Genomic DNA, 25,556 nt, shown 5'->3' with positions numbered 1-25,556 from the left:
TGTTTAATTCTGTCAAAAAGTAAAGCTATGTACAGTAAGATAAACTGGAATTTTCTAATGTTTATTATGGTTTGTTGCGTGCACTTAGGAGTGGCACAAGTAAACACTTATGGATATACCGAAGCGGTAACAAGCTATGTTCCATTAACCACCCCAACGCCCACCGTAGCCTACACAGCGCCATGGGATGATCATAGTGCTGGTGCGGCTACACAAGCACCCTTAGGGTTTAATTTCGTTTATGATGGTGTGTCACATAATCAATGTTTTATCAGTCCTAATGGTTTTATTACTCTTGGTGCTGTGCAACCCGCTCCCAATAATTATTTGCCTTTAAGTAATGCTACCCCACTGACAGGTGGCGGATCGATTGCTGCCCTCGGTGTTGATTTAACAGGTACTGCGGATATAGTTTACAGTACTATCGGCGGCGCTCCCAATAGAACTTTTGTGGTGCAATGGTCTAATGCAGTTCGCAAAGCGGGCACCGGGAATTTTAATTTTCAGATTCGATTAAACGAAACTACCAATACCATCCAATTTTCTTATGGTGCATGTGCGCCAACAGGAGTTTCTGCGATAAATGTTTTAGTGGGTTTACGGGGTGTTACTAGTGATTTTTTGCAAGCCGATGTGAAAAATAGGTTGCAAAACGGAACTAATGTAAATTTTCCATGGTTAGGAAGGACTATTGAGGGTATAGCAAACTCCAGCACAGTAAGAACAAGTGCAACAGAGTTTCCCAATAATGGTTTGCTTTACACATTTACGCCTCCTGTAGCTTGCGTAACACCCTCAGCTAGTCCATCAGGGTTGCTTATTGGTAGTACTAATGTAACTGCAACAAGTTTTGTAGGCAATTCATTTACTGCGGCAACGCCTGCGCCAACGAATTACTTAATACTAAGAAGTACAGTAAACACGCCACCCACTGCTGTACAAATTCCCAATAGAACGTATTGGAATAATGGAAACGTGATAGCGGGTACGTATACTGTTGTTGGAAATTCAGCAGCAACGACCTTTAATCAAACTGGTTTGGCACCCAATACCACTTATTTCTATTGGGTTATCCCTTATAATGCTGGATGTTTAGGAGGACCTTTATACAGATTAACAGGTATTATTACAGCATCAAGAACCACTTGTGTAGCTGCACCAACGGGTTTAGTCGCATCCGCAGTGGCGGGAAATTCTTTTACAACTTCATGGAATACTGTAGTTGGCGCAACAGATTATTTAGTTGATGTTTCCACTACCAATACGTTTACTTCTATTTTACCGACCTATAATGGTCTTTCTACAGCAGGTTTGACTAGTTTAGATGTTACAGGTTTAAATGCAGTAACCACCTACTTTGTTCGGGTGCGAGCTGTGGGTACTTCGTGCTTTTTTTACAGCACGACTCTAACTGTTGCTACACTTTGTGGCTCGTTTCCTATTCCTTATTTTCAGAACTTTGACACTACGCCAATAAACACTACGCCACAGTGTTTTACGATAACCAATGAAAATGCGGATGCAACGATTTGGCAAGTGCGCAATACCCTGTCGGCTTCCACGCCCAATTCTATTCATTTGAATACCAATACAGTCGCTGACTCTGATGATTGGTTTTTTACACCAGGATTGCAATTAACAGCGGGCGTTACTTATCGTTTACGTTTTAGGTATAATACGGAAAGCGCGGGTCTGTTTTCCGAGAATTTGAGAGTTCGCTTGGGTTCGGGTCCTTCAGTGGCTGCTATGAATCTCTCGTTATTGAACTTACCAGGTATCATAAACACAGTGTATCAAACAGCGACCGTTGATTTTACCGCTTTTATTACCGATATCTATTACGTAGGTTTTGAAGCCTTTAGTTTTGCAGGTCAAAGTAAAATAATGATTGATGATGTAAGCGTTATCGTTTCTCCTACTTGTTTTGAACCTACCAATGTAACCGTTACCGCCGTTGGAGTGACCACGGCATCCATTAGTTGGATAGAGTCTGTGCCTCCTGCTACTAATGGTTATCAATATTATGTTAGTACTTCTGCCGTTTTACCTAGTGCGTCACAAATTCCAACAGGAGCTGTTGGACCTGGTGTTACTACGGCTACTTTAATAGGCTTAAATTCGGCAACACTCTATTATGTATGGGTTAGAGGAAACTGCTCACCAACAGATCAAAGTATTTGGAGTTTGTCTGAGAGTTTTAGTACCGATTGTGCTTTGCCTACTGTTATCCCTGTTATAGGAGGAAGTTTGTGTGGAGGAGGTTCTACGGTGCTTCAAGCTACTCCCACATCTGGCGGTATTATTGAATGGTATTCTGATGCGGCAGGGACAAATCTCTTAGCCACCGGAAATTCATTTACCACACCCAATTTATCAGCAACAACTACATATTATGCACAATCCAAATCTTCTGGAGGTTTAATAACCATGGGACCCAGTTCTCCTACTGCCCAAGGAGGTGCTTTGGCCTCGGAAAACGAGCTTTTATTTTTTAACTTTGGCACAACCACTGTAACCGACTTATTATCAATTGATGTTTATCCCTTAGTGTCAGGACAAGCGGGTGCCATTACCGTTAGAAATTCATTAGGTACAGTAGTGGGAGCCTTTTCATTTACTACTAGTGTTAATGGTGGTAATACGCCACAAACTATACCGCTCGGGGTAAATCTAATCCCAGGGAGTTATACTTTAAATTTTGATGCAGTACCCGCTGGCGGTTTTATCATTAATGCGGATAATGCCTCTTATCCCTATACCTCTTCGGTAGCTGCGCTATCGGGAAACAGTTTTGATAACACCTTTTATATGTATGCCTATAATTGGAAGTTTTCTAACATTTGTCGTTCGCTTTTGACACCAGTTGTGGCTACCATCACTCCTGCGCCTGCCATTGCTTTAAGTCAATCTACAGCAACAATTTGTTCTGGTGATGTAACGCCAACTGTAACACTTACTGGTTTTGGGAGCTATGACACGCTTACTTGGTCACCACTAACAGCAATTTCAGGCGATGAGTTCAGTGGTTATACATTTAATCCTACAACGACCACCAATTATACTTTGACGGCTACACAAACTTCAGGAAGTATGTGTATGCGCGTGTTAAATTTATCTATTACTGTAAATCCTGAGCCACCAGCCATTAGTATTGTTCCTGCGAACGCCACTTTGTGTGAAGGACAAGTTCAAATTTTAAATGCCGCACTCTCCACAGCAACGCCATCCATTATATTTCAAGATAATTTTAATGCACCGACCAACAGTTGGATCAATTACAATACTTCAACGGGCGGTATCATAGCTAATTCTATTTGGACACTGCGCAATAGCGTTTATAATTACAGCAGCGTCTATTGGAACATAGCGGTTAGTAGTAATGACGCTTCTCAGTTTTATATGACCAATTCGGATGCACAAGGCGGACCAGTGGGCAACAGAACCATGTCTTTTTTAGAAACGCCGGTGCTCAACTTTACAGGATATACTAGTGCGTCTATCAATTTCTGGCATTTCTTGCGCTATTCAGGTGGTAACAGGGCTCGAATAGAGGCGAGCATCAATGGTGGTGCTACTTGGGTTACGATGGCTACGTTTACTACTAACGTAGGTACTGCCTCCAATTTTGTAAATTCAACCGTTAGTTTAAACAGCTTAATAGGTAATCCTGCGGTGCGACTCCGTTTTTATTTTGATGCTACCTGGGATTTTGGTTGGGCTATAGATAATGTTGTTATATCGGGTAATTTGGCTATTGAAGTAGCGTGGTCACCTGCAACAGAACTGTTTTTTGATGCGGCTGCCGTGACACCTTATATTGCGGGCACGCCTACATCATCTGTATTTGCCCGACCTTCTGTTACGCGAACTTATACCGGAACTGCGCTGGGCTCTAATGGTTGTTTTACTGCTAGCGCGACTACGCTGTCTGTTATTGAAGAGCCTACCTTGGGTGTGCTTTCTTCTAATCAAACGGTTTGTGCTAACTGGCAACCGCTCGACATTGTATTAACTGGTAATACGGGTACTATCGTTAACTGGCAATTTGCTAACGATGCTGGGTTTACTTCGGGTGTTACCCCAATTGCTAATACGACCAACGTTTTAACCGGCGCTGCGATGGGCGCTTTTTCGGGGAATCGCTTTTTTAGAGCCCTACTTCGAAGTGGCACTTGTCCTACGGTAAATACCAACTCGGTTTTGATATCTCGACCCTTTACCGTTTGGGATGGTTCCGCTTGGACAAACGGTTTCCCCACTTCATCCGTTAAAGTTATTTTTGCAGGTAATTATACCTCTGCCGGAAATATGCCCGCCTGTTCTGTGGAGGTGTTCTCAGGCAATGTGGTGTTTAATCCTGGGCATAATTTGATTGTTGAAAACGATGTTCGTGTTGTTGGCGGTTCGTTAACTTTTGCTAATACCGCTAGTTTGATACAACGCAATACACTCGACAATACCAACACGCAGTTCTCTAATTCAGGGAATATTGTTTATCAAAGAACGACAACGCCTATCCGAAAGTTTGATTATACCTACTGGTCGTCACCCGTTTTTCCTCAGACCATCAGTTCATTTTCACCCAATTCGAACCTGTTTTATGAATATGACCCTACTATAGTCAACTGGTCGTTTACTAACCAAGCGACCGTGATGCAGCGTGGCAAAGGCTATATTATACGCACGCCCGATGTAGCACCATTTAATACTGTTACCGGCAACTTGTTTACAGGTTCTTTTATAGGTGTACCTAATACAGGGACAATAACAACGAGTATTACCGGTGGTGCGGGTCAGTTTAACTTGATTGGGAATCCTTATCCCTGTGCTTTAAGTGCCGATTTATTTTTAGCCAATCCTGCTAATGTGCCTGTGGTGGAAGGTACTATCTACCTGTGGACACACAATACACCGATTACGAGTAATCAATATACTTCCAACGATTATGCCGTTTATAATTTTTCTGGTGGTGTGGGTACTGGTATAGTGGCTTTAAATCCTACTCCTAACAATGCGGTACCTAACGGAAGAATAGCCGCAGGGCAATCCTTTTTTATCAAAGGGTTATCTAACGGTAACGCCCAGTTTACCAATGCCATGAGAGTAGTGGGCAATAATACGCAGTTTTTTAGAGCGACCAACCCAACGGTTACTGAAGAACCTATCACAGCGTTGGAACGTCATCGGTTTTGGATTGATGTTTATAATGATACGGGTGCCTTTAAACAATTTCTGGTGGCTTATATAGAAAATGCTACCCACGGTTTGGATAGAGGATATGATGGTGAAATGTTTGACTCAGGTCGCGCCATCACAATGTATTTGATGCAAGATGATAAAAAGCTATCGATTCAAGGACGACCTCTGCCTTTTGCAGTTTCAGACCGCATTCCGGTAGGCTTTAAATCCACTATTGCTAGTAGCTATACCATTGCACTATCTGATTTTGATGGTTTATTTACTTCTCAAAGCATTTACTTAGAGGACAAAGAATTGAATATCATCCACGATTTGAAAGCAGGTCCGTATCAGTTTACTACTGCGATAGGCACATTTGACACTCGTTTTGAATTGCGTTTTACAGCGGAAACTTTGGGCATTGACAATCCTGCTTTTACTGAAAATAGTGTGGTGGTTTATAAAGACAATGCCAACGACTTTGTGATTAACACCACTACTTCTTTGATGGAGAACGTCAAACTGTTTGACATTAGAGGACGTTTGCTTACAGAAAAGAAAGGCATTAATGCTACGCAAACTACGGTTGACGGTGGTACAGCGAATGGTGTTTTATTGGTTCAAATCACTACAGTTGATGGGGTAGTGGTTACTAAAAAGGTGGTGCGATGAGGTGGAAGTTGGGAGTTGGGAGTGAAGAGGGAATAGTACTTGCTTTTACTTGGTATACTATGTAATTGCCATTCACATAATACAGCACTTTTTTTGTGAAAAAATAATAACAAAATTAGTGTTTTATTAGTTTTGTAAACCAACTTTTGTTACATTTACACCATCGAATTGAGTAGCTGAAACTGCTCGAGGTCTTAGAATTATACAGCTCAAAAAACGGGGTTCTAGCCGCTTTTTTGGGCTTTTTTTCTGATTAAAATGGTACTGAAACACGGCTAAAAAGAGGTGTTTTGCCACTAAAAACAGTGTTTTTTTTCAATTTTTCCCTTCTTTGCAACATAAAAAAACCAAGTTGCCCTTCATTTTTTGTGCGAATAGCCTCTTTTTCAATTGGTGCTGACAAACAAATTGACTCGTCCTGATGAATCAATCCACTCGTCCTGACGAAACATTTATTTCGTCCGCATGAATCAACGAAAATTTTCGTCAAAATAAGCAAAAAAAAAGACCCCGAGCGCTGAAACACTCGAGGTCTTAGAATAAACAGCTATGCTGCTTACGGGGTTCTAGCCGACTTTTTTAAATGATAAATCATTTAACAATAAACGCAGTTTTTTACCAGGTCTGAAATTAATTCTCGTCTTGGTAATACTGCTAGCATTCACTTCTTCGGGGGTAATCATACCATCAGAGCTAATGCCAATTTGGAAATTACCCAAACGACCTAGTTTAACAATGCGCCCTTGGGCTAGTTCGCTTACAATGTTTTTCTCTAACGAAATTAACACCGCATAGCAGTCTGCTTCGGTCACGGTACACTGGTAGGAAATCATTTCCGCCAAACTGTCCATAGTAACCTCGCCATCGCCGACGGCACTGGCATAGAACTTCTCAGGTGCTACCAGGTCCTGAGGATTTTTTCTAGGTAACGATTTGAATTTAATTGCCATAATAGAACAATTTAAATTAATAAAAAAAATTTTGACTTAGTACACAACGGCGCCATTATGCCTAACTGTCTGTCACAAAGATGCATGCTTTCTGTGAGAAAAAAAAGCCAAACTTATTCACAATCAGGTCTTCTTTTTAACAAAAAGTTCGTTTTTACAGCACTTTTTTAACTTTGCTATAATGCTGTTTATCAATAATATATATTTTTTAAAAAAAGTAGAAACCCCGTAAACAAAGGGATTTACGAATTTTCTTTCGACAAAAAAACAACAAAAAATTAGGGCGCAAAATCTTCCAAACCAGCCAGCAATGTGATGCTTTACAATGAAGCAAAGCAACACTAAAGACACCCTATCGTTTCATTATTTTTTATTCCTAAAAATAGTAGCGATGCGCCACTTGCTTTGGCACCAAATCAATTTCCTGATGGCAACGGAACTAAAATAGCGGTTGTTTTTACACGCTTTATGCAGGAGATTAATGGTAAACTATACCCTTTTAAAGCTATGGAAAAGGTGGTGTTGGAGGTGGTATATGTGGGGTAAGTATTGGTGGTATGTTTATAGTGGTTTGTAGTTGAAGGTTATGGTTGGAGGTTGTATGTTTGGATGTTTAAGGGTTTATTGGGCTGCGCTCAGGATGGCAGTAGGGTTTAATTGTTTAATCGGTTAAGGGTTTCTTGTACTGCGCTCAGGAAGATAGTAGGGTTTAACCTTGTTAATGGAAATTTTAAAAGATAAAAAGTCTTTTGAAAAATTATTTAAAGATAAATATCAAAAAGACTCTCAAATATCTTTGTTTGATGATGATTTCAATATTGATCCAGATTTATTAGCTGATAATAAACTATCTGATTTTAATGCTAAAAATAAATAATAAAAAGCTTCAAATAAGGGGCTGCTATATTTATTCTTTTACGAAATAACCACCTTCTTTCCAATCTCTATTATCTTCATACCAATCCAATAATTCTCGCATAAACCCCCATACTATTGCAATACCTGTAGCTTGCATAAAATTTACTTGAGGTTCATTGTACTTGCTATCATCAAACTCTCTTACTACAATTCTACGTTTATGTAGAGGTTTGTGACCAATAACTATATAAGCGTGAGATTTACCAGCCTTAAAATATCCATTTATCTCAAGTTTCTGTTTAGCTCTTATCTGTTTATCGATAAAGCTAATATCTACTGTGGGATGCGCCATTCTAACAGGTCAATTCAAGTGTTTCAACAAATTTATCTCCTGTTTCCATAATTTGGTCAAATATTACATTTGAAGTGTTGAATGACATTAAAACAGATTCTTCATCTTCTGATATGAAATCCCAACCTAACAATCTTAATTCAGTTTCTAATCCGTTACCAAATTTTTCACTTGTTACACAAAAAAGATTTATACATTCTTTAATAGCTTCTCGGGAATCTATTTCGTTTTTAGCAAAAGTTTTAATACCTAAAAAAGGGATATTAACCGACATGAACTCATCTTCAACAATTTTATCCCATATAGGCATATCAATTGTTATAGAAGATAGTTTTCCATCAATTCTATTAATTTCAATATTTGCTTCAGTAAATTTCACTTGTTCTAGTTTTAGTGGAATAAATATATAATTAATGTCAGCAATACCTATAAAGTAACCTATAAATTCGATAAAATGCTTTTTTTATCGTTAAAAGGTAGGTTAACTACTAACTTATTTGACAAAGTTACAAACAAAAAGTTATGCTTGCATATAAAGTATTGTTAAATTTCAACATTTGTATTATGTGTATTTACATAATGTTTAGTATCATATGTACTCAAAAAGTTATAAAATATTATACTTGGAGTAAAATTATATTACAGTTACCTTGTTTAAATGTTTTAATGTTATTCGTTTAATCGTTATACTTGGATTTCTTCGACTGGGCTCAGGATGGCAGTAGGGTTTAATTGTTTAATAGGTTAAAGGTTTCTTGGACTGCGCTTAGGATTGCAGGGGTAGTCGTTTGTTTACTGATATACACGTTCTCTTCACTTTTCACTTTTCACTTTTCCCTCTTCCCTTTTCACTCTTCCCTTTTCACTTTTCACTTTTCACTCGTCACCTTTCACTCTTCCCTCTTCCCTCTTCACTCTTCACTTTTCACTTTTCACTTTTCCCTCTTCCCTTTTCACTTTTCCCTCTTCCCTCTTCCCTTATAAAAAATAAGATTTCCTTTATTGCTTTTTTGTTAAAAATTGATATAAATATGTTAATTTGGTGACAACTTATTAACATTTACTATTTTAAGTTGACATTTTATGGTTTTATTGGCTACATAATGCTAAAAAAATTATTTTTGTATGTTTATGGTAAAGTATGGTTTAAAACTAGGTCGCTGTTGTTTTTTTTAGTGTAAAAAGAGTACAGTATATAGTGTTTTAACCGATGCTTTGCGCCGTTGGTCGAAAAAAATCATTTTGTTGCCTGCTAGGTATAGTAAATAGGGTGAAATACTGTATTTTTAGCCTCGCAAAATTAATTTAACGTTACGATTATATTATTATTTCTTATTCATTATATATTAAAGTATAGTATTATGAAAAAAACATTACTTCTTGTCCCGAGTAATTCTTTAAAAAAAGTAGTACCAACTTGGCTAGCGCTGCTGTGCTTGTTAGTAGTAACTACGGCTTCCAAAGCGCAAGTAAATACTAACTACCTTTTCTCGCAAGTTGACACCGGTTTGACTTATACCCCTATTACTGGAGGAACTTTGGTTACAAATTATCCAGCGGTGAATAATCCTATAGTAACTGCCCCGTTAGGTTTTGATTTTATTTTTAATAACGTTACCTACAATCAGGTATTTGTTTCTGATAATGGTTTTATAACATTTGGTACAGCACCGTTATTTAATCTTCCTTCTCCTATAAGCTCAGGAGCGGCTTTTGCTGGTGTCATTTCAGCTTATGGGGTAAATTTACAAGCAGCAAGTACCAATCCAGCCTATCCTTTAACAACCGTATCAACTGTTAGCTACCTAACCACTGGTGTGGCTGGTAGCAGGATATTTACCGTACAATATGAAAACGTGGTTAGAAAACCTGCGGTACCGCAAATTAATGGTTTACTCAATATGCAAATCAGGTTGCACGAAGGTACTAACCTAATTGAAATACTCTATGATGCCTTTCCTCCATTACCAGTAGCTGGCTCTGCCAATGGTCAAGTAGGATTGAGAGGTACTACTAATGGAGATTTTAATAATAGAATCGTAAATGGAGGAACGGGTAACTGGACTTCTACTCTTCCTGGTGGCTCAAATACTGCTTTTATGACATTGAGTAATACCGTTTTTAATGCTAATGTCACGCGTTTTTTATGGACACCTTGTTTTTCACCTTCAGGTCTAACGGCTACGTTACTTGGCGATAATAGTACGGCAAACCTAAGTTGGAGTGCGCCCTCTATACCTCCTGCTGGCGGTTATGATTGGGAAGTGCGCACCAGTGGTGATCCAGGTTCGGGTGCTGTTGGGAGATTTGCCTTTGGCAATACCAGTAGTACGTCAGTTTTAATACCAGGATTATTGGAAGGGACAACATATTATTTTTATGTGAAGTCCAGTTGTAGAAATGTGTGGTTGCCTAGTAATACCGCTCCTTCAACCGTTTCTATATTGCCAGTATGTCCTGTCGCTACGATACCCTATAGTCAAAATTTTGAAACCGCTACGGTGCCAGGGATGCCCTTTTGTACTACGGTAGTTGCTCCATCGGGTGCCAATTTTAGAACGACAGATAATTCAAGTTTGGCTCTTTTTGGTTTTAATAATAAAAATTTAATTACGACGGGTAACCTTGCACAAAATGCGTGGTATTTTACTCAAGCTATTGATTTTCCTGCGGCGGGCGATTATCGCTTGTCCTATAAATATGGAGGAACTAGAGAACAGGTGTTTTTCCAACAAAGAATGCGTGTTTGGTATGGCGCTGCCAATACCGTGGCAGGTATGACCACCTTATTAGTAGACCATAACGATATTAAAACTTCTCCAATAAATAATGCGTTGAACTTTACAGTGCCTGCCGCAGGTACTTATTATATAGGTTTTCATGGCTATGCTAATGCTACTAATGGTAGCTTGCAGTTAGACGATATTGTGGTGGAGGTGTCTACCTGTAGACCACCTACGGCTTTGATTGCGGGGACTCCGTCATCGAGCACCGCCGCTATCAGCTGGACAGCGCCAGCCACACCGCCTAGTGATGGGTATAGCTATTTTGTTAGCACCTCTCCAACGGCACCTACATCTATCACGGTACCCACAGCTAGTTTGCCAGCAGGTACAGTGATTACAACGGTGTCGGGTTTAGCCGCTAGTACTACCTATTATTTTTGGGTTCGTTCCAACTGTGGTAGTGGGGAGTTTAGTTCTTGGTCTACGGTAGGTACTTTTACTACCGCAGCACCACCGCCACCACCGCCAGCAGGGTATTGTGTGCCTACGCAATCAGGAGGTAGTAACATTACCTCGGTGCGATTTAACGCTATCAATAATTCGGTAGTGCAGGTAAGTCCTTTTTATAATGATTATGCGCCTGGTCCTACTACGACTACTATAGTTCGAGTAACCCAAACTTATCCGTTGCAAGTAGCTACATCGGGAGCCAGTATTGTTTCTGTTTGGATTGATTACAACCGCAATGCTGTTTTTGAAGTTAGTGAGTGGACACAAGTATGGACTGATGCCAATTCGGGTACGGTCAATATAACCATTCCTGCTGGTGCAACCGGTGGTTCAACCAAAATGCGTGTACGAAGCCGCCTAAATGGAAATCCTAATGCTGCTTCGGATGCATGTACCATATTTGGTAGTGGTTCAACACAAGATTATACCATTTTTATAGACGCTACCTTGCCACCTGTTTTAACCATAGACACGGCAACTGCCTCTATCTGTAGTGGTGAAACGACACCTAATGTAAGGATTAATTCCCCTTTAGGTAACTTTAATGTGTATTCGTGGTCGCCATCTACAGGCGTTACTGATTTGGGTGGTGGCGTTTATACTTTTAGTCCTACCACTACGACTGTTTATACTTTAACAGGGCAACAAACTAGTAGTCCTTTTGATAGCAATTCAGTGGTCTTACCTGTGACCGTGCGACCTACGCCAACTCCTATAGTTATTACTCCTGCCACTCCTACTATTTGTCAGAATGCCCTAACGGGTCAAGCGTTGACGGCTACTGGAGGAATCGTGTCTGGGGCAGTGGTGCCTGGCGTTAGCGAAAACTTTAATGGTGGACCTGGTGGTTATTCTACATTAAATACTTCTACTTTGGGGACTGATGCTACAAGAGCAGCTTGGACCTTACGTCCTAGCCCATTTACTACGGCTACGGCTGTGGAGACTTTGAGAAGTAATGACAATACTCAGTTTTATACAACGGATAGCGACTGGCACGGAAGTGGCGGTCAAACTCGAACTCAGTTAATTTCGCCCGTATTTGATTTATCAACCTATACGGATGCCTCGTTAAGTTTTTGGCACTATTATCGTGCATGGATTAATGGTTCTGCAACGGTACAAATCTCTACTGATGGCGGTACTAATTATACTGATTTGATTGTTTTTACCAGTACTAGTGCTGGTGGACCAACTAATTTTGCTAATCAAGTCATTAGCTTAAATGCTTATACTGGTTTGGGCTTTACTAATTTACGTTTACGATTTATTTACTCAGCAGATTGGGGTTATCGCTGGTCTATTGATAATGTAGTAGTATCGGGAACGAATTCCTCTAATATTACTTGGTCGCCAACGGCTAATTTATTTACTGATCCTGCAGGTTTAATACCTTATACAGGTACACCTACGGCTACCGTATTTGTTAGAACTACGAGTGCTGCTCCTTTGAGTTTTACGGCTACTTCTACTGGTGCGGGTTGTGTCGCGACAAGAGTCGTTCCAGTTACTGTCACCCCAGTATCGGGTGGTGCGCCGTCGCCGCTAAACCAAGTGCTTTCTTGTACATCACCGGTAAGTGATTTGACCTTAACTGGTTTTAGTGGCACCGTAACTAGATGGCAGTTTTCTAGCAGTCCTACTTTTGCATCGGGTGTGGTCACTATTCCTACCAGTAATGCCGCTACGTTAACGGCTGCGCAGATTGGATTATTCAGTGGAATACGCTATTTTAGAGCAGAGGTGACTAACGGATCTTGTACCCATTTCTCCGCTATAGCTTCTATTTCTATAGCAAGAACAATTTGGAATGGTAGCGCATGGTCTGTCGGTGCGCCTAACAATGCGACCGTAGCGGAATTCCAAGGAAACTATAGTTCCACCGGCGATTTGAATGCTTGTAGTGTTTTGGTTACTTCAGGGAATGTAGTTTTTAATGGGGGACATACCTTGACCGTGCAGACCACTGTGAATGTTGCGGGAGGAACTTTAACTTTTAACGATGATGCCAGTTTGTATCAAGTGAATAATGTGGCTAATGCGCCGGGTGTTTTCTCAGGAGGTAACTCAGGAAACATTACAAGCGTGCGCGATGCTGCTCCTATGTTCCGATTTGATTATACGTATTGGTCTACACCAGTAAACCCAATGACTTTACTGGCGGTTTCACCAGGATCGCCAATAACCTTGGCTTATGAATTTAACTCCTCGATAAATAACTGGTCGTATTTTAACCCTACAAATACAATGGTTCCGGGAAGAGGGTATATTTTTAGAGCGCCAACGTCATTTAATTTACCGCCGCCTAATCCGATCCCAAATACGCCATCGGTACACACAGCCTCTTTTGTTGGTGTTCCTAATAACGGTACGATAACAGTTCCTGTAATAGGAGGTGGAGGCACTATGAACCTACTAGGTAATCCGTATCCAAGTGCTTTGGATGCTGCTGATTTAATTGCGGCTAATCCTGCCATTAATGGAACGCTTTATTTCTGGACTCATAATACGCAGTCTACCGCACCTTTCGCTTATAACCCAGCTGATTACGCCTCTTGGAATGGTACTGGTTTTGCAGCGACCACGATTGGAGCTGGTAACAGTACTGCACCTACAGGATTTATAGCTTCTGGTCAAGGATTTTTTGTGGAAGGTTTGTCAACAGGCACGGTTACTTATACTAACGCGATGCGAGAGCCTGGAAACAACGCGCAGTTTTATAGAACAAATGGTAGTAATCAAACCAATTCCATTTTAGAAAAGCACCGTTACTGGTTGAATATAACTGGAGAACAAAATGCCTTCAAACAGGTTTTGGTAGGTTATATTGAAACGGCAACCAATGGCATGGACCGTTTGTTTGACGGAAAGATGATAGATGCTACCAGCTCGGTTACTTTATATACGAAAGTGGATGATGAAAAGTTAAGCATACAGGGAAGAACACTACCTTTTGATGTGAATGAAATCGTACCACTAGGTTATAAAGCGCCTATTGCGGGTACTTATACCATAGCTCTTGCTGATTTTGATGGCTTGTTTGAAGACCAAGCTATTTATCTTGAAGATACGCTTTCGGGTGTTGTTCATGATTTAAAAGAGTCGTCATATACTTTTGCTACAGCAGTAGGGACATTTGAAAATCGTTTTATAGTGCGCTATACTAATGCTTTATTGGGTATTGATAATCCCGCTTTTAATGAAAATACTGTCGTAGTTTACACTAACGAAAGTGGTTTAATCGTTAATTCGGGTACTGCTGTGATGGAAACGGTTACTATATTTGATATCAGAGGAAGACAACTAGCGACACAAAAACAAATAGGTGGAACTACGGCCGTGTTTACTACGTTACCAAAGACGAATCAGGTACTGTTAGTAAAAATTGAAGGTGCTGATGGGGTTGTAGTAACTAAGAAAGTAGTGTATTAGGAGGTACGAGGTACTAGGTTTTAGGTACGAGGTGCACTTTTCATAACAATTTTAGATTAAAAGAGTTTCCAGATTTTGGGAACTCTTTTTTTTTGGTTTAACCACTAAGGGCACAATGATTTTCATTAAGGGCACAAGTTTTTATTGATTTATTTTTAGCTGTAAACCTCAGTTCGATTGTTATTTTTTCAACCACATAGAGACACATATTAATAGCGTATTTAAGAAAATTTCATTTTTCACATAGCTATGGTCTTTCAAAATAGAGCATAGCGTCTTTTTTTGGTATAACCACGCAGGGCACGAGGGTTTTACACGAAGTTCACAAGGTTTTTTTGCTGCAAAGGCGCTAAGGCGCAAGTTTTTTTTGGAGCACAAAGTTGATGACGTTTGAGCACAAAGTTCTCAAAGTTTTAGCAGGCTATTGTGATGTTAGTTTGGATTTGTTGTATTGTGAACGCTAAGGGCTTTGCTGTATATTGTATACTGTAAACTGTGTACTGTAAATTGTATACTGTAAACTATATACTGTATACTGTAAACTGTATACTGTACACTGTATACTGTACACTGTATACTGTAAACTGTAAACTGTGTACTCTTAATTTGGGTAAGAAATGGTTAGTATTTTGTTTGTGACAGATTTTACTTTAGTGGTTTTTTAGAATGTTTATTTGATTGTTACGTTAAACGATTAAATACGTCATTCGTCGAAAAGTTAACAACCTGTTATTATTTAATTAACATTATATTGTAAATTCACAACTTGTGATTATTGTTTGCAATTAACTCACTTAACAAATTAATTAAACTAAATTATTTAATCTATGATCAACAACTACAATTGTTTAAGATCGGGTAGGGATACCCTTCTTAAAAATGGAATTGGGGAGACGGTCGGTTCGCCGCCTATTTCTGGTTCAAAAGCCATGACCAAGTCATGGTTGGCGGTGTTTGTTCTGCTGTTGTCCCTTACTTTTGGGCATCATGTCGGTGCGCAGACCTTAGCCAATTATGCCTACAGCACGGGGACGAATGGATCCTTAGAGGATCTTTCTACTGGTGCTACCACTATCATGACGGGTCGTAATGACGACTTAGGTGGAACTGTTACTGCTATTGGATTTAATTTCCCTTTTATGGGGCAAGTTTATTCGCACTTTAGCGCGAACTCCAATGGACAGATGTTGTTGCATACTTCGGCTGGCGCTACCGCTGCTGGTTCGCAGGAGTCGGCTCTAGTTGCCGGACGCGCGATATTATCTCCGATGAGTGGAGATAACGAGGTGGGTAATGGTATTCGTATACGGGTATTTGGTACTGCTCCCAACCGTAAATTGGTTGTGGAGTGGAATCAATTTACTGTTGGTTTTGTGGATGTAACCAATGCTGGTAATATGCAGGTTTGGTTGGACGAAGCCACGGGTGCTGTTACCTACATATATGGTGAGTTGTTTAACGCATCTTCTTCTTCACAAACTCGATCAATTTTTATTGCTTCGAGCAACACAGCTACGACAGCGGGTTCGGTGACTCTTTCTGCTACACCAACATTTGCGCTTGGTACAACCCTTGCGTCAAACACTATAGCGGCTGGTTCAGGTACTGCAACTGCTTCGCCTTTAATTGCGAACTTAGGTTCGGCTGCACAGGGAAGTCGCAGGTTTTTTACATTTACACCAACACAAGTTTCTGTTGCTGACCCTATCACGCTGACTTTTACGGCAGTTGGAAGTGCAGCAATAACTGTTAACTGGATAGATAACAGTACCAATGAGTCTTCTTTTGCTATCATAAGAGCTACTGATGCTGGGTTTACTCAGGGTCTGACAGTTTTAAGTGTTACAAGTACTACAGGCGCTGCTACAGGCGGTGCATACAATTCTGTGCAAACGGGTTTAATACCTGGGACTACCTATTTTTATCGTATACAGGCGGTTAGCGGTGAAGCTTCTGTGAGCAGTCCTGGATTAACAGGTTCTCAATCCACAACTGCTGGTGCTACTTATTTTTGGGTAGGTGCCTCTGGCGGCACATGGGGCACAGCTGCTAACTGGAATACTAATCCTGCCGGTGGAGGTTCAACTAGAACTACACCTGCTGCTACCGATATTCTGATTGTGGATGGTGCAGGAACTACTCCGGGTGGTTCCTTAATTATTAGTCATGATGTGGCAGGGCAAACTATTGGTCAGTTCAGAGTAACTAGTAATACGACATTATCATTGCAATCCAGTATCACTACTACTCGTACTACTACCATTTCTGGTGGAGGAGGTGATGATTTAGTAGTGGAGGCTGGCAGTACATTGCAATTAATTAATGCTGCTAATGCCTGTGCTTTTGCATTTAGTGGCACTGGAAATACTGGTCTCATTGCTGGAACCTATAATGCGGCAGGAAGTACTTCAAACGTGATTACTACCACTGGTGGTACAGGAACATTAGTTACAGTAACTGGTTCGGTTAATAACAATATTGCAGGCGCATCTGGATGTTTATTAGGGTCTGCTGCTACTTTGGCATTTGGTGCCAATTCCAATTATTTACATGGGTCTTTTACTTCTACTAATGGATTTATACCTTTGGCAACATGGGATACTACTTCTACTGTAACTATTACTGGAGGAACATCTTCAACAGGGATCACAAACCCAACTCAAAGCTTCGGTAATTTCGTCTTCAATTCTACGACTTTAACTGGAAGTATGAGTGTTTGGGGTACTGGTACCACTGCTGTGATCAAAGGAAATTTGACGATTTCAGCTACTGGTTCAGGTGCTGCTTTGTTTAGAGCAACTACTTCTGGATTAGTAACCGTTAATGGTAATTTAAACATTAATGGCACTTCTACTTTCCAAGTAGGAAACAACTCCTTTGGTACTGTAGCTGTTTTAGGAAATACGACTATTGCCAGTTTAGCGCGATTGGATTTGAATTCAGGTGTGCTTTCTCAAAGAGGTACAACATTTACCAATAATGGTACTTTGACAGGAACGGCTGCGGCTTCAAATTTACAGTTCTTCTCTCCAACGAATGTGGCTCAAACATTTAACGGTACAGGAACCGTATTGACTAATATTGGTTCACTTTCTTTGCTAAACACTAGTGGTTTGACTATTTCGACTACGAATCCTATTATTACTTTAAGAGTTAACTTATTCAACGGTACGATTACCGGAAGTAACTTAATTACTATCGGAACTGGCGCTGCTTTAAACACAGTTGTTCAAATAGGATATACTGGTAACGTACTTGCTGGTGGATCTTTTGATGTGGCTCCTACCTATAACTTAGGAACAGGTACACACGGTGTTTTTTACGGTGTGGAACTTGCTGCAAGAACAACCGGTTTTGAAATTCCTCCGTCAAGATCTTTAGGATTTTTGAATACAACCAACGTTGGCGGTGTAGTTATCGCTGGTGGAAATTTGGGGGTTGGTACTTTAACTTTTGGTGCAGGAACAGGTAATATTACTACCAATGCTTCTAATGTACTAACCGTTACTGGAACAACCGTAGGAAGCGTAGTGAGAACTTCGTTGACTGCCTATGTAAATGGTCCATTAGCATTGACGCTTCCAGCTAGTTTAGCAACTGGTAGCACTTATACTTTCCCAATTGGAAAAGGAACTATCAATACTTTTGCTTTAGTTAATCCTACTACCAACGCTGGTGGTACGGTTACCGTTCAAGCAGAAGCTTTTGATGGTGATGCTGGTGGAACACCTGGTTTAAATATTAGTGCTATTAGCAATACGAAGTATTGGGCTGCTAGTATTACAGCGGGTGCTGCTAACTTTACCAACTCTTTAATTCAATTAAACGATGCTACTGCGGGCAGAGATGCTATTGCAGCTAGTGCGACTTCAAATGGGGCTTATGATTTGCAAGGTGGCGTTACTGTAACTACGACACCTACTACGATGACTACTACTGCTCCTGCTAATACTACTTTGCCAGGTTTCTTCTTGTTAGGTAATAAAGCAGCTGCTAATTTTGCTAACTTAGTAATTAGTCCAGCTGGTAATCAATGTACTAATGTAGCTAGAACTATTACTGTTGACGTGACCCCCGGAGGTGGTGCCGTTACAGGAGTAGTGATTAACTACTCTATTAATGGTGTAGCACAAACTGCGATCACGATGAGTAATACTACTAATAACGGTGGTTTAGCTACTGATACTTGGTCGGGCGTTATACCTACTGTTACCCCAGTAAATGGTACTGTGGCTTGGTCGGTAACTGCTACTGATGCTAATACTTTGGTTCAAACGCAATCGGGTGTCACTTATAGAGATGAGCCACTTTTAGGGTTTGCCTCTAGTAATGCTAGTGCATCAACGATCTGTGCGGGTGCTTCTACTACTTTAACTGCTGTGTTGAGTTCACCAGGAGTTGCAACTATAGGTACTCAAACTACTACTGAGTTTGGTGGTAGTGTTTACAGACATGGTTTTGGTAGTGGTGATTTTAGACACCAACTTATTTACACAGCGGCTGAATTGACTGCGGCTGGTGTTACTGCCGGGAACTTAACTTCTATCGCGTTTAATGTAACATCATTAGGTTCAGGTGCTTATACTAATTTTACTATTAGTTTAGGTTCTGCTAGTGCCGCAACAGCTGTATCAGCGTTCCAAAGTGTTCCATTAACTCAAGTATTTACACAAGCTTCTTTTACGCCCGTATCTGGTGTTAATACTCATACATTTCAAACTCCTTTTTCTTGGAATGGTACCTCAGATGTTTTAGTTAATATTTGTTATACAGTTGCATCAGCTAGCGCAACCTCAACGCTTGCCGCAACTACACCTGCTACATCTAGAAATTCTCAGTTGTTGGGAACTGCTGGTGCGTGTACTGCTGTAAGCGGAACAACTTTCGCTAACAGACCATTGGCTACTTTTGGATTTAATCCTGCTCCAGCCATTACTTCGGTTAGCTGGTTTGATGGTACTACATCTGTATCTGGTAATCCAGTAGTTGTTTCTCCAACTTCTAGTACCACTTATGTTGCTACTATTAATGCTGCAGGTTGTTCTATATCACCTGCTGGCTTAAATATAGTGGTTAATCCTCTTCCAACGGCACCTGCCGCTGGTGTTACAACCAATTCTTGTGGAATAGCTGTTCCTTTGGTTTCTGTAACTGATCCAAATGGCTTTACTACTCCCACTTTTAGATGGTATGCTACTAACGAAGCTACTACCCCTTTACAAGCTAGTACTTCAGCTACTTATACAACGGCTATAAGCGCTACAACTACTTTCTTTGTATCTGTGGTTAATCCAACAACGGGCTGTGAGAGTTTAAGAACGCCTATAACTGCTACCGTTGATGCTGCCACTGCTATTGACGCTATTGCCAATCAAGCGGTGTGTGCGAATGCTGCTTTTAGTGTGACGGCTACAAGCGCCAATAGTGCTTATTCTTATACTTGGACTGCGTCTCCTGCTACTGGAAGTGGTATTGCTACTTCTTTAACAGGGGCTTCACAATCTATTACGCCGACTGCTGCTGGAACGTATACCTATACTGTAACTGCAACTGATGGCGTATGTAACGCTATTACTACTTTTACAGCTACTGTAACTGGTTTCCCAGTTTTAACTTCTGCTACGGCTACTCCAGCCGCTGTTTGTGCGAATGGAATTAGTACATTGACTGCTGTGCAGCCTTTAAGTCCTGCAAGCTATGCTTTTGCGGCTACTGCTGGAACTTATACACCTATTACTGGCACTACTTTGGGAGCTACTGCTCTTGGCGATGATGTTGGTATTGGTAATTTGCCTATAGGTTTTACTTTTAACTATGGTGGCGTACCACAAACCGTTTTCGCAGCTTCTTCAAATGGTTTATTGTTGCTGGGTAACACCTCGCCGACTATTACAGGATTCTCAGCTAATGCTCTTCCGACAACTGCCAATGCAATTTCTGCATTCTGGGATGATAACAATACTGCTAATGGTAGCATTATTTATGCTACAACAGGAACAGCACCGAACCGTGTATTAACAGTACAATGGACTAATATGAATGTGGGCGGTACTGGTAGTACAACTACTCCAACACTATCTATGCAAGCGAGATTATTTGAGAATGGTACTGTACAGTTTGTTTACGGACCAAGGAGCGCTCCTTTATCTTCACCAACTGCTTCTGTAGGTTTGTCAGGTGCTGTAGGGCAGTATTTAAGCGTTACACCACTTTCACCTATAGCCTCTTCAACTGTTTCTTCAACTGTACATAATTCAAGTGTTACCGATGTAAATATTCCTGTCGGTACAACATTTACATTTACACCACCAGTTGCTAATGCAATAACATGGGCACCAACAACCGAATTGTTTACAGATGCTGCTGCTACTGTTCCTTATACTGGAGGTAATGCTTCAACGGTATATTCTAGACCAACCGCTACGAGAACATATAATGCTACTGTAGCAGGAACTGCTGGTTGTAATACTGTTTCAAGCAATGTGGTAGTTACACAAAATGCTGATGCTGTTACTCCTATTACAGGGGGTGCTACAGCAGTATGTTTGGGAACTACTACTATCCCTGCTGTAGTTGATTTTGATACTACCACGGAAGGGGTGACTTGGACAAGTTCTAATCCTGCAGTTGCCACTATTGATGCCAACGGAATTGTTACACCTTTGACCGCTGGTGTAACCACGATAGGAGGTTTTGTGAATAACACTACAACAGGTTGTGTTACTAACTTACCTAACACTATTGCGCTAAACGTGTTTTCACCTGTTGCTATAACGAGCAACCCTGCAAGCCAAAATATCGAAATCAATGCGTCAACACAATTTAGTGTTGCTGCTACAGGTTCGAATTTAACTTATCAGTGGTTCTCGTCAACCAATGGTGTTACGTTTACTACACCAGTTACTAATGATGCAGTATACTCTGGAGCTACAAGTCCTATACTTGTTATTACCGATGCACCGTTGGCACTTTCGGGCACTTCATACCGATGTGAGATTACTGGAAGTAGCCCATGTCTTTCACCAGTTATTTCAGAAAGTGCTTTATTAACTGTGGAATTATTCTCGGTTACTAATCCTGCCTCTCAAACACTTTGTAGTACTTCTGGTACAGCTACCTTTACGGTAACTACTACAGGTACTTTTGACTCTATTGTTTGGGAAGTTTTTGATACTAATGATTGGATTGTTATAGACGATCAAAACCTAACCGTTGGAGGTCTTACCTTTGGTGGTGATGTTTTCTCTACTTCTTTAGTGGTTAACGGTATTACTACTGCTAACAATAACTACCGATTTAGAGTAAATCTTGTTTCGGATCCTACTGTTGTTACTTCTGCTGAAGCTGTATTAACAGTTAATCCAATACAGACTGTTGTTACTTCAGGTCCAAGTGCTGTTCAAGACAGAACCATCTGTTTTAATGCGGTAAATAGTTCGACGTTTACCGTGGTTTCATCTGGAGGTACTGGCTTTCAATGGCAGTATTCTGCTAATGGTTCATCAGGCTGGCAGTCTGTAGTGAATAATACACCAGCAGGGGCGAATTATCTAAATGCGACTGGTGCTACGTTAACAGTAAATAGTACAGCAGCTTTAGCGGTAGGTACTTATTTTTATCGTTGCTTGGTATCAGGTCCAGCAGGTTGTCCTACTACTATTGAGTCAAATACGGCTCAGTTGAATGTGGTTACGCCAACTATAACTGCTGTTGCTAGTGTACCTACAATTTGTGGTACAGGTAGTAGTGTTTTAACTGCTAGTGGTGCTGGTACGGGTGGTACTTACGTTTGGACTGCCGCACCTTCTTTAGCCGCTCCTTTAAATGTAGCTACTGTTACTGCTACACCAACGGCTACTACCACTTATACGGTTACTGGTACAACAACTGCGGGCTGTATTAATAGTGGTACTGTCACTGTTATTGTATCTCCTGCTATAACTGCTGCTGCTCTTGCAACACCAAGTGTAGTATGTTTAGGAGGTGATAGTCAATTGCAGGCAAGTTATACTCCGCTTGCAATTGTAACTCCAGCAAGTTATATATTTGCAGGTTCAACAGGAACTTATACCCCTATAACAGGTGGTACAGTTTCTACCGCTGTGGGTGATGACGTAACGCAAGCAGCAATACCGATCGGTTTTAATTTTACTTACAATGGTACTGTTTTTACCGATTTTGGTTTGAGTACTAATGGTCATATCCGTTTAGGAACTGGCACTCCTGCTGGTTTAACTAATGCATTAGCAACCACAACCGTAACAAACACCATTGCACCATTATGGGACGACAATGACAATACGACTGGTACGATACGCTATGAAGTAACAGGATTGTCTCCTAATCGTGTGCTTACTATTCAATGGGCGAATGTTTCTATTGGAGGAAGTGGTTCGAATAGCAATCCTGTTTGTAACTTCCAAGTGCAGTTGTTTGAAACTACCAATTTGGTACGTTTTAACTATGGTAATTTAGTGCCTAATACTTTGAGTGCTTCTATTGGTATTACCGGAGCTACCGGAAACTTCTTGAGCGTTACACCTGGTTCGCCAGCTAGCGCTTCTACGGTAAGCTCTGTAACGGCAAATAACGGCATTTCTTCGGTAGCGAATATTCCAACTGGAACTTCGTATACATTTACTCCGGTATTTCCTACGATTAATTATTCGTGGTCGCCAACTACTTTTTTGAGCAATCCAAACATTGCTAATCCGATTGCACAGGCGGTAACTACACCTACTACATATAATGTAACTGTGACTAGCTCAACAGGTTGTTCTGATACTGAAACAGTAACTGTTGCTGTTTCGACTGGAATTGCAATAAGTACTCAGCCAGCAGACGCTAGTTTCTGTCAAGGAGCTACTGCTACGCTTTCTGTGGGAGCAAACGGTTCAGGTTTGATTTACCAATGGAGAAGAAATGGTGTAGATTTGTTTGGAGAAATTAACTCTTCAATCACAATACCAAATGCTACCCCTGCTAACTCTGGAAACTATGATGTTATTATTACTGATGGTTGTGGTGGTACTCCAGTAACTAGTTCTGTTGCTGTGTTGACTATTACTCCTACACCAACAGTAAACGCTCCAGCTGCTTGGCCTTCTACGGTATGTGCTGGTACAGCTACTGCTGCAGTTCCTTTAACAGGTTCGGCTGGTGCTGTATTCAATATTACTGGTGGTGCTGCTATAGGCTTAGCTAATCAAACTGGTGTTACTTCGATACCTTCCTTTACAGGAATTGCTGGAACCGCTACCTTGGTTATTACACCAACTAGTGGTACTTGTACAGGAACACCAATTAATTATACTGTAACTATTCAAGCGTTACCAGCGCCTGTTACGGTTACTCCAACAGCTGCCACACTTTGTAGTAATGCTAACCCTGTATTATTAACTGGAGCAGGTGGTTTTATTCCGTCAGAATATTGTATTCCTAGTATGATAATAATTGCAGCTGGAGGTGACTTTATTAATAATTTCAGCTTTGCTGGAATTGTAAATAACAATAGTGGAGACGCTGCCACAGATTATACTTATTACAGTTCATTGACTGCTAATGTTGTAGCTGGTGTTTCAAACCCTGTGACTTTGCAGGCTGGAGGTACAGCTTCTCTATTTGCTCAACAATTTAGAATATGGGTTGATATGAATCAAAATGGTATTTTTGAAACCACTGAAAGTGTGTTTAATACTACAACAGCTACTTTTAGTCCTAACAATGCAACTGGAAATATAACTATTCCTGTTACTGCATTTAATGGTGTTACACGTATGCGCGTAGCTTCAAGATTTAGTTCACAAGTTGGAGCAGGTGACTCATGTCTAGGTCAGTCTAATTTTGGTGAATATGAAGACTATAATATTTCAATTACGGGAGGCACTAATCCTCCACAACCGTTGTATGTTTGGTCATCTCAAAATGGTGGTCTGTTCACAGATGCTGCTGGTACTGTGCCTTATAATGGTACTACACCAAGAGCTACTATTTTTGCTAGACCAAGTGCCACAGGTACTGTAATAGCAACCTTCACCAATGCTGCAGGTTGTCAAGCTACTGCAAGTAGCACTATTACTATAAACCCAGCGCCTGCTACTTCGGCAATTGTTGGTACGACTACTGCTTGTGCAGGTTCAACTGCTTCTTATAGTGTTGCTAACACTGCTGGAAGTACTTATGCATGGACTATCACAGGAGGTACACAAGCTTCAGGAACCAATACGAACAGTATTACTGTAACTTGGGGTGCTGCTGGCGCTGGAAGTGTAAGCGTTGTAGAAACCAATGCGGCGACTTGTGTTGGTTCGGCAGTAACTCTTCCAGTTACTGTAGGTGCACAACCAGTTTGGTATACAGATGCTGATAATGATAATTATCCATCATCAGCGGCTACGGTTACACAATGTGCTCGTCCGTTAAATGGTAAGTTGGCAAGTGAATTGACTGCGCTTACTGTTGACTGCAACGATAACAACCCAGGTATCAACCCAGGTGCAACAGAAATCTGTTGGAATGGAGTTGACGAAAATTGTAATGGTTTACGTTCAGAAGGCTGTGCACCAGTTGTGGTAAATATGGCTACGGCTAATAACACGGTATTACCATCATTTGCAACGGGAGTTGCAGCGCAAGCTTATAGTTTTGCAGGTGCTACTACCGCTACTTACCGCTTTACGATAGTTAATTTACAAACATTAGAGAGTCAAGAAGTGACTTCACCGACACGTTTTATTACTATCCCATTAAGTATGCGTAACTTTAACATCAGCTACTCAGTAACAGCTGCTGCTGTAATAGATGGAGAGAATGTACCATATGCGGGTAATACTATCACTGTATTAAGTCCGATAGTTCCATTAGTAAAATTAACTCCAG

General features: G+C 40.7%; 7 protein-coding genes. 4 read left to right on the top strand and 3 right to left on the bottom strand.

Features of this window, described 5'->3' with window-relative positions:
• The first annotated feature begins 27 nt into the window (after positions 1-27).
• On the top strand, positions 28-5,850 hold the full coding sequence (locus WFZ85_RS12725; protein ID WP_342696681.1) for an Ig-like domain-containing protein: 5,823 nt from the start codon (positions 28-30) through the stop codon (positions 5,848-5,850).
• A 566-nt stretch (positions 5,851-6,416) separates the two neighbouring features.
• Here the strand turns inward: WFZ85_RS12725 and WFZ85_RS12720 are convergent.
• Entirely contained in the window at positions 6,417-6,800 is a 384-nt protein-coding gene (locus tag WFZ85_RS12720) for an HU family DNA-binding protein (RefSeq protein ID WP_342696680.1), read from the bottom strand.
• A gap of 721 nt (positions 6,801-7,521) precedes the next feature.
• Between WFZ85_RS12720 and WFZ85_RS12715 the strand changes: the two genes are divergently transcribed.
• Entirely contained in the window at positions 7,522-7,677 is a 156-nt protein-coding gene (locus WFZ85_RS12715) for a hypothetical protein (protein ID WP_342696679.1), read from the top strand.
• Between the two features lie 30 nt (positions 7,678-7,707).
• Here the strand turns inward: WFZ85_RS12715 and WFZ85_RS12710 are convergent, their stop codons facing one another.
• Positions 7,708-8,010 carry a hypothetical protein gene (locus WFZ85_RS12710; protein ID WP_342696678.1) on the bottom strand — a complete coding sequence of 101 codons (303 nt, stop codon included), beginning with the start codon at positions 8,008-8,010 and terminating at the stop codon, positions 7,708-7,710.
• A 1-nt stretch (position 8,011) separates the two neighbouring features.
• Positions 8,012-8,389, bottom strand: coding sequence for a hypothetical protein (locus tag WFZ85_RS12705; protein WP_342696677.1), 378 nt, complete (start codon positions 8,387-8,389; stop codon positions 8,012-8,014).
• Positions 8,390-9,371: 982 nt separating this feature from the next.
• On the opposite strand from WFZ85_RS12705, the gene WFZ85_RS12700 reads away from it, so the two are divergent.
• A complete protein-coding gene (locus WFZ85_RS12700; RefSeq protein ID WP_342696676.1) occupies positions 9,372-14,678 on the top strand; it encodes a GEVED domain-containing protein in 5,307 nt (1,768 codons plus the stop codon).
• An 827-nt stretch (positions 14,679-15,505) separates the two neighbouring features.
• The coding region (locus WFZ85_RS12695; RefSeq protein ID WP_342696675.1) for a beta strand repeat-containing protein at positions 15,506-25,556 on the top strand (10,051 nt) is incomplete at its 3' end.

Source organism: Flavobacterium aureirubrum (assembly GCF_038739835.1).
GTDB classification, from domain to species: domain Bacteria; phylum Bacteroidota; class Bacteroidia; order Flavobacteriales; family Flavobacteriaceae; genus Flavobacterium; species Flavobacterium aureirubrum.
Note: the sequence above shows the minus strand (reverse complement) of the source record. Positions and strands in the feature narration are given on the sequence as shown.

What these genes read in the sequence shown, in the direction of transcription:
- WFZ85_RS12725 (WP_342696681.1), top strand. Translation starts at nt 28, where the DNA reads ATGTACAGTAAGATAAACTGGAATTTTCTAATGTTTATTATGGTTTGT.
- WFZ85_RS12720 (WP_342696680.1), bottom strand. Translation starts at nt 6,800, where the DNA reads ATGGCAATTAAATTCAAATCGTTACCTAGAAAAAATCCTCAGGACCTG.
- WFZ85_RS12715 (WP_342696679.1), top strand. Translation starts at nt 7,522, where the DNA reads ATGGAAATTTTAAAAGATAAAAAGTCTTTTGAAAAATTATTTAAAGAT.
- WFZ85_RS12710 (WP_342696678.1), bottom strand. Translation starts at nt 8,010, where the DNA reads ATGGCGCATCCCACAGTAGATATTAGCTTTATCGATAAACAGATAAGA.
- WFZ85_RS12700 (WP_342696676.1), top strand. Translation starts at nt 9,372, where the DNA reads ATGAAAAAAACATTACTTCTTGTCCCGAGTAATTCTTTAAAAAAAGTA.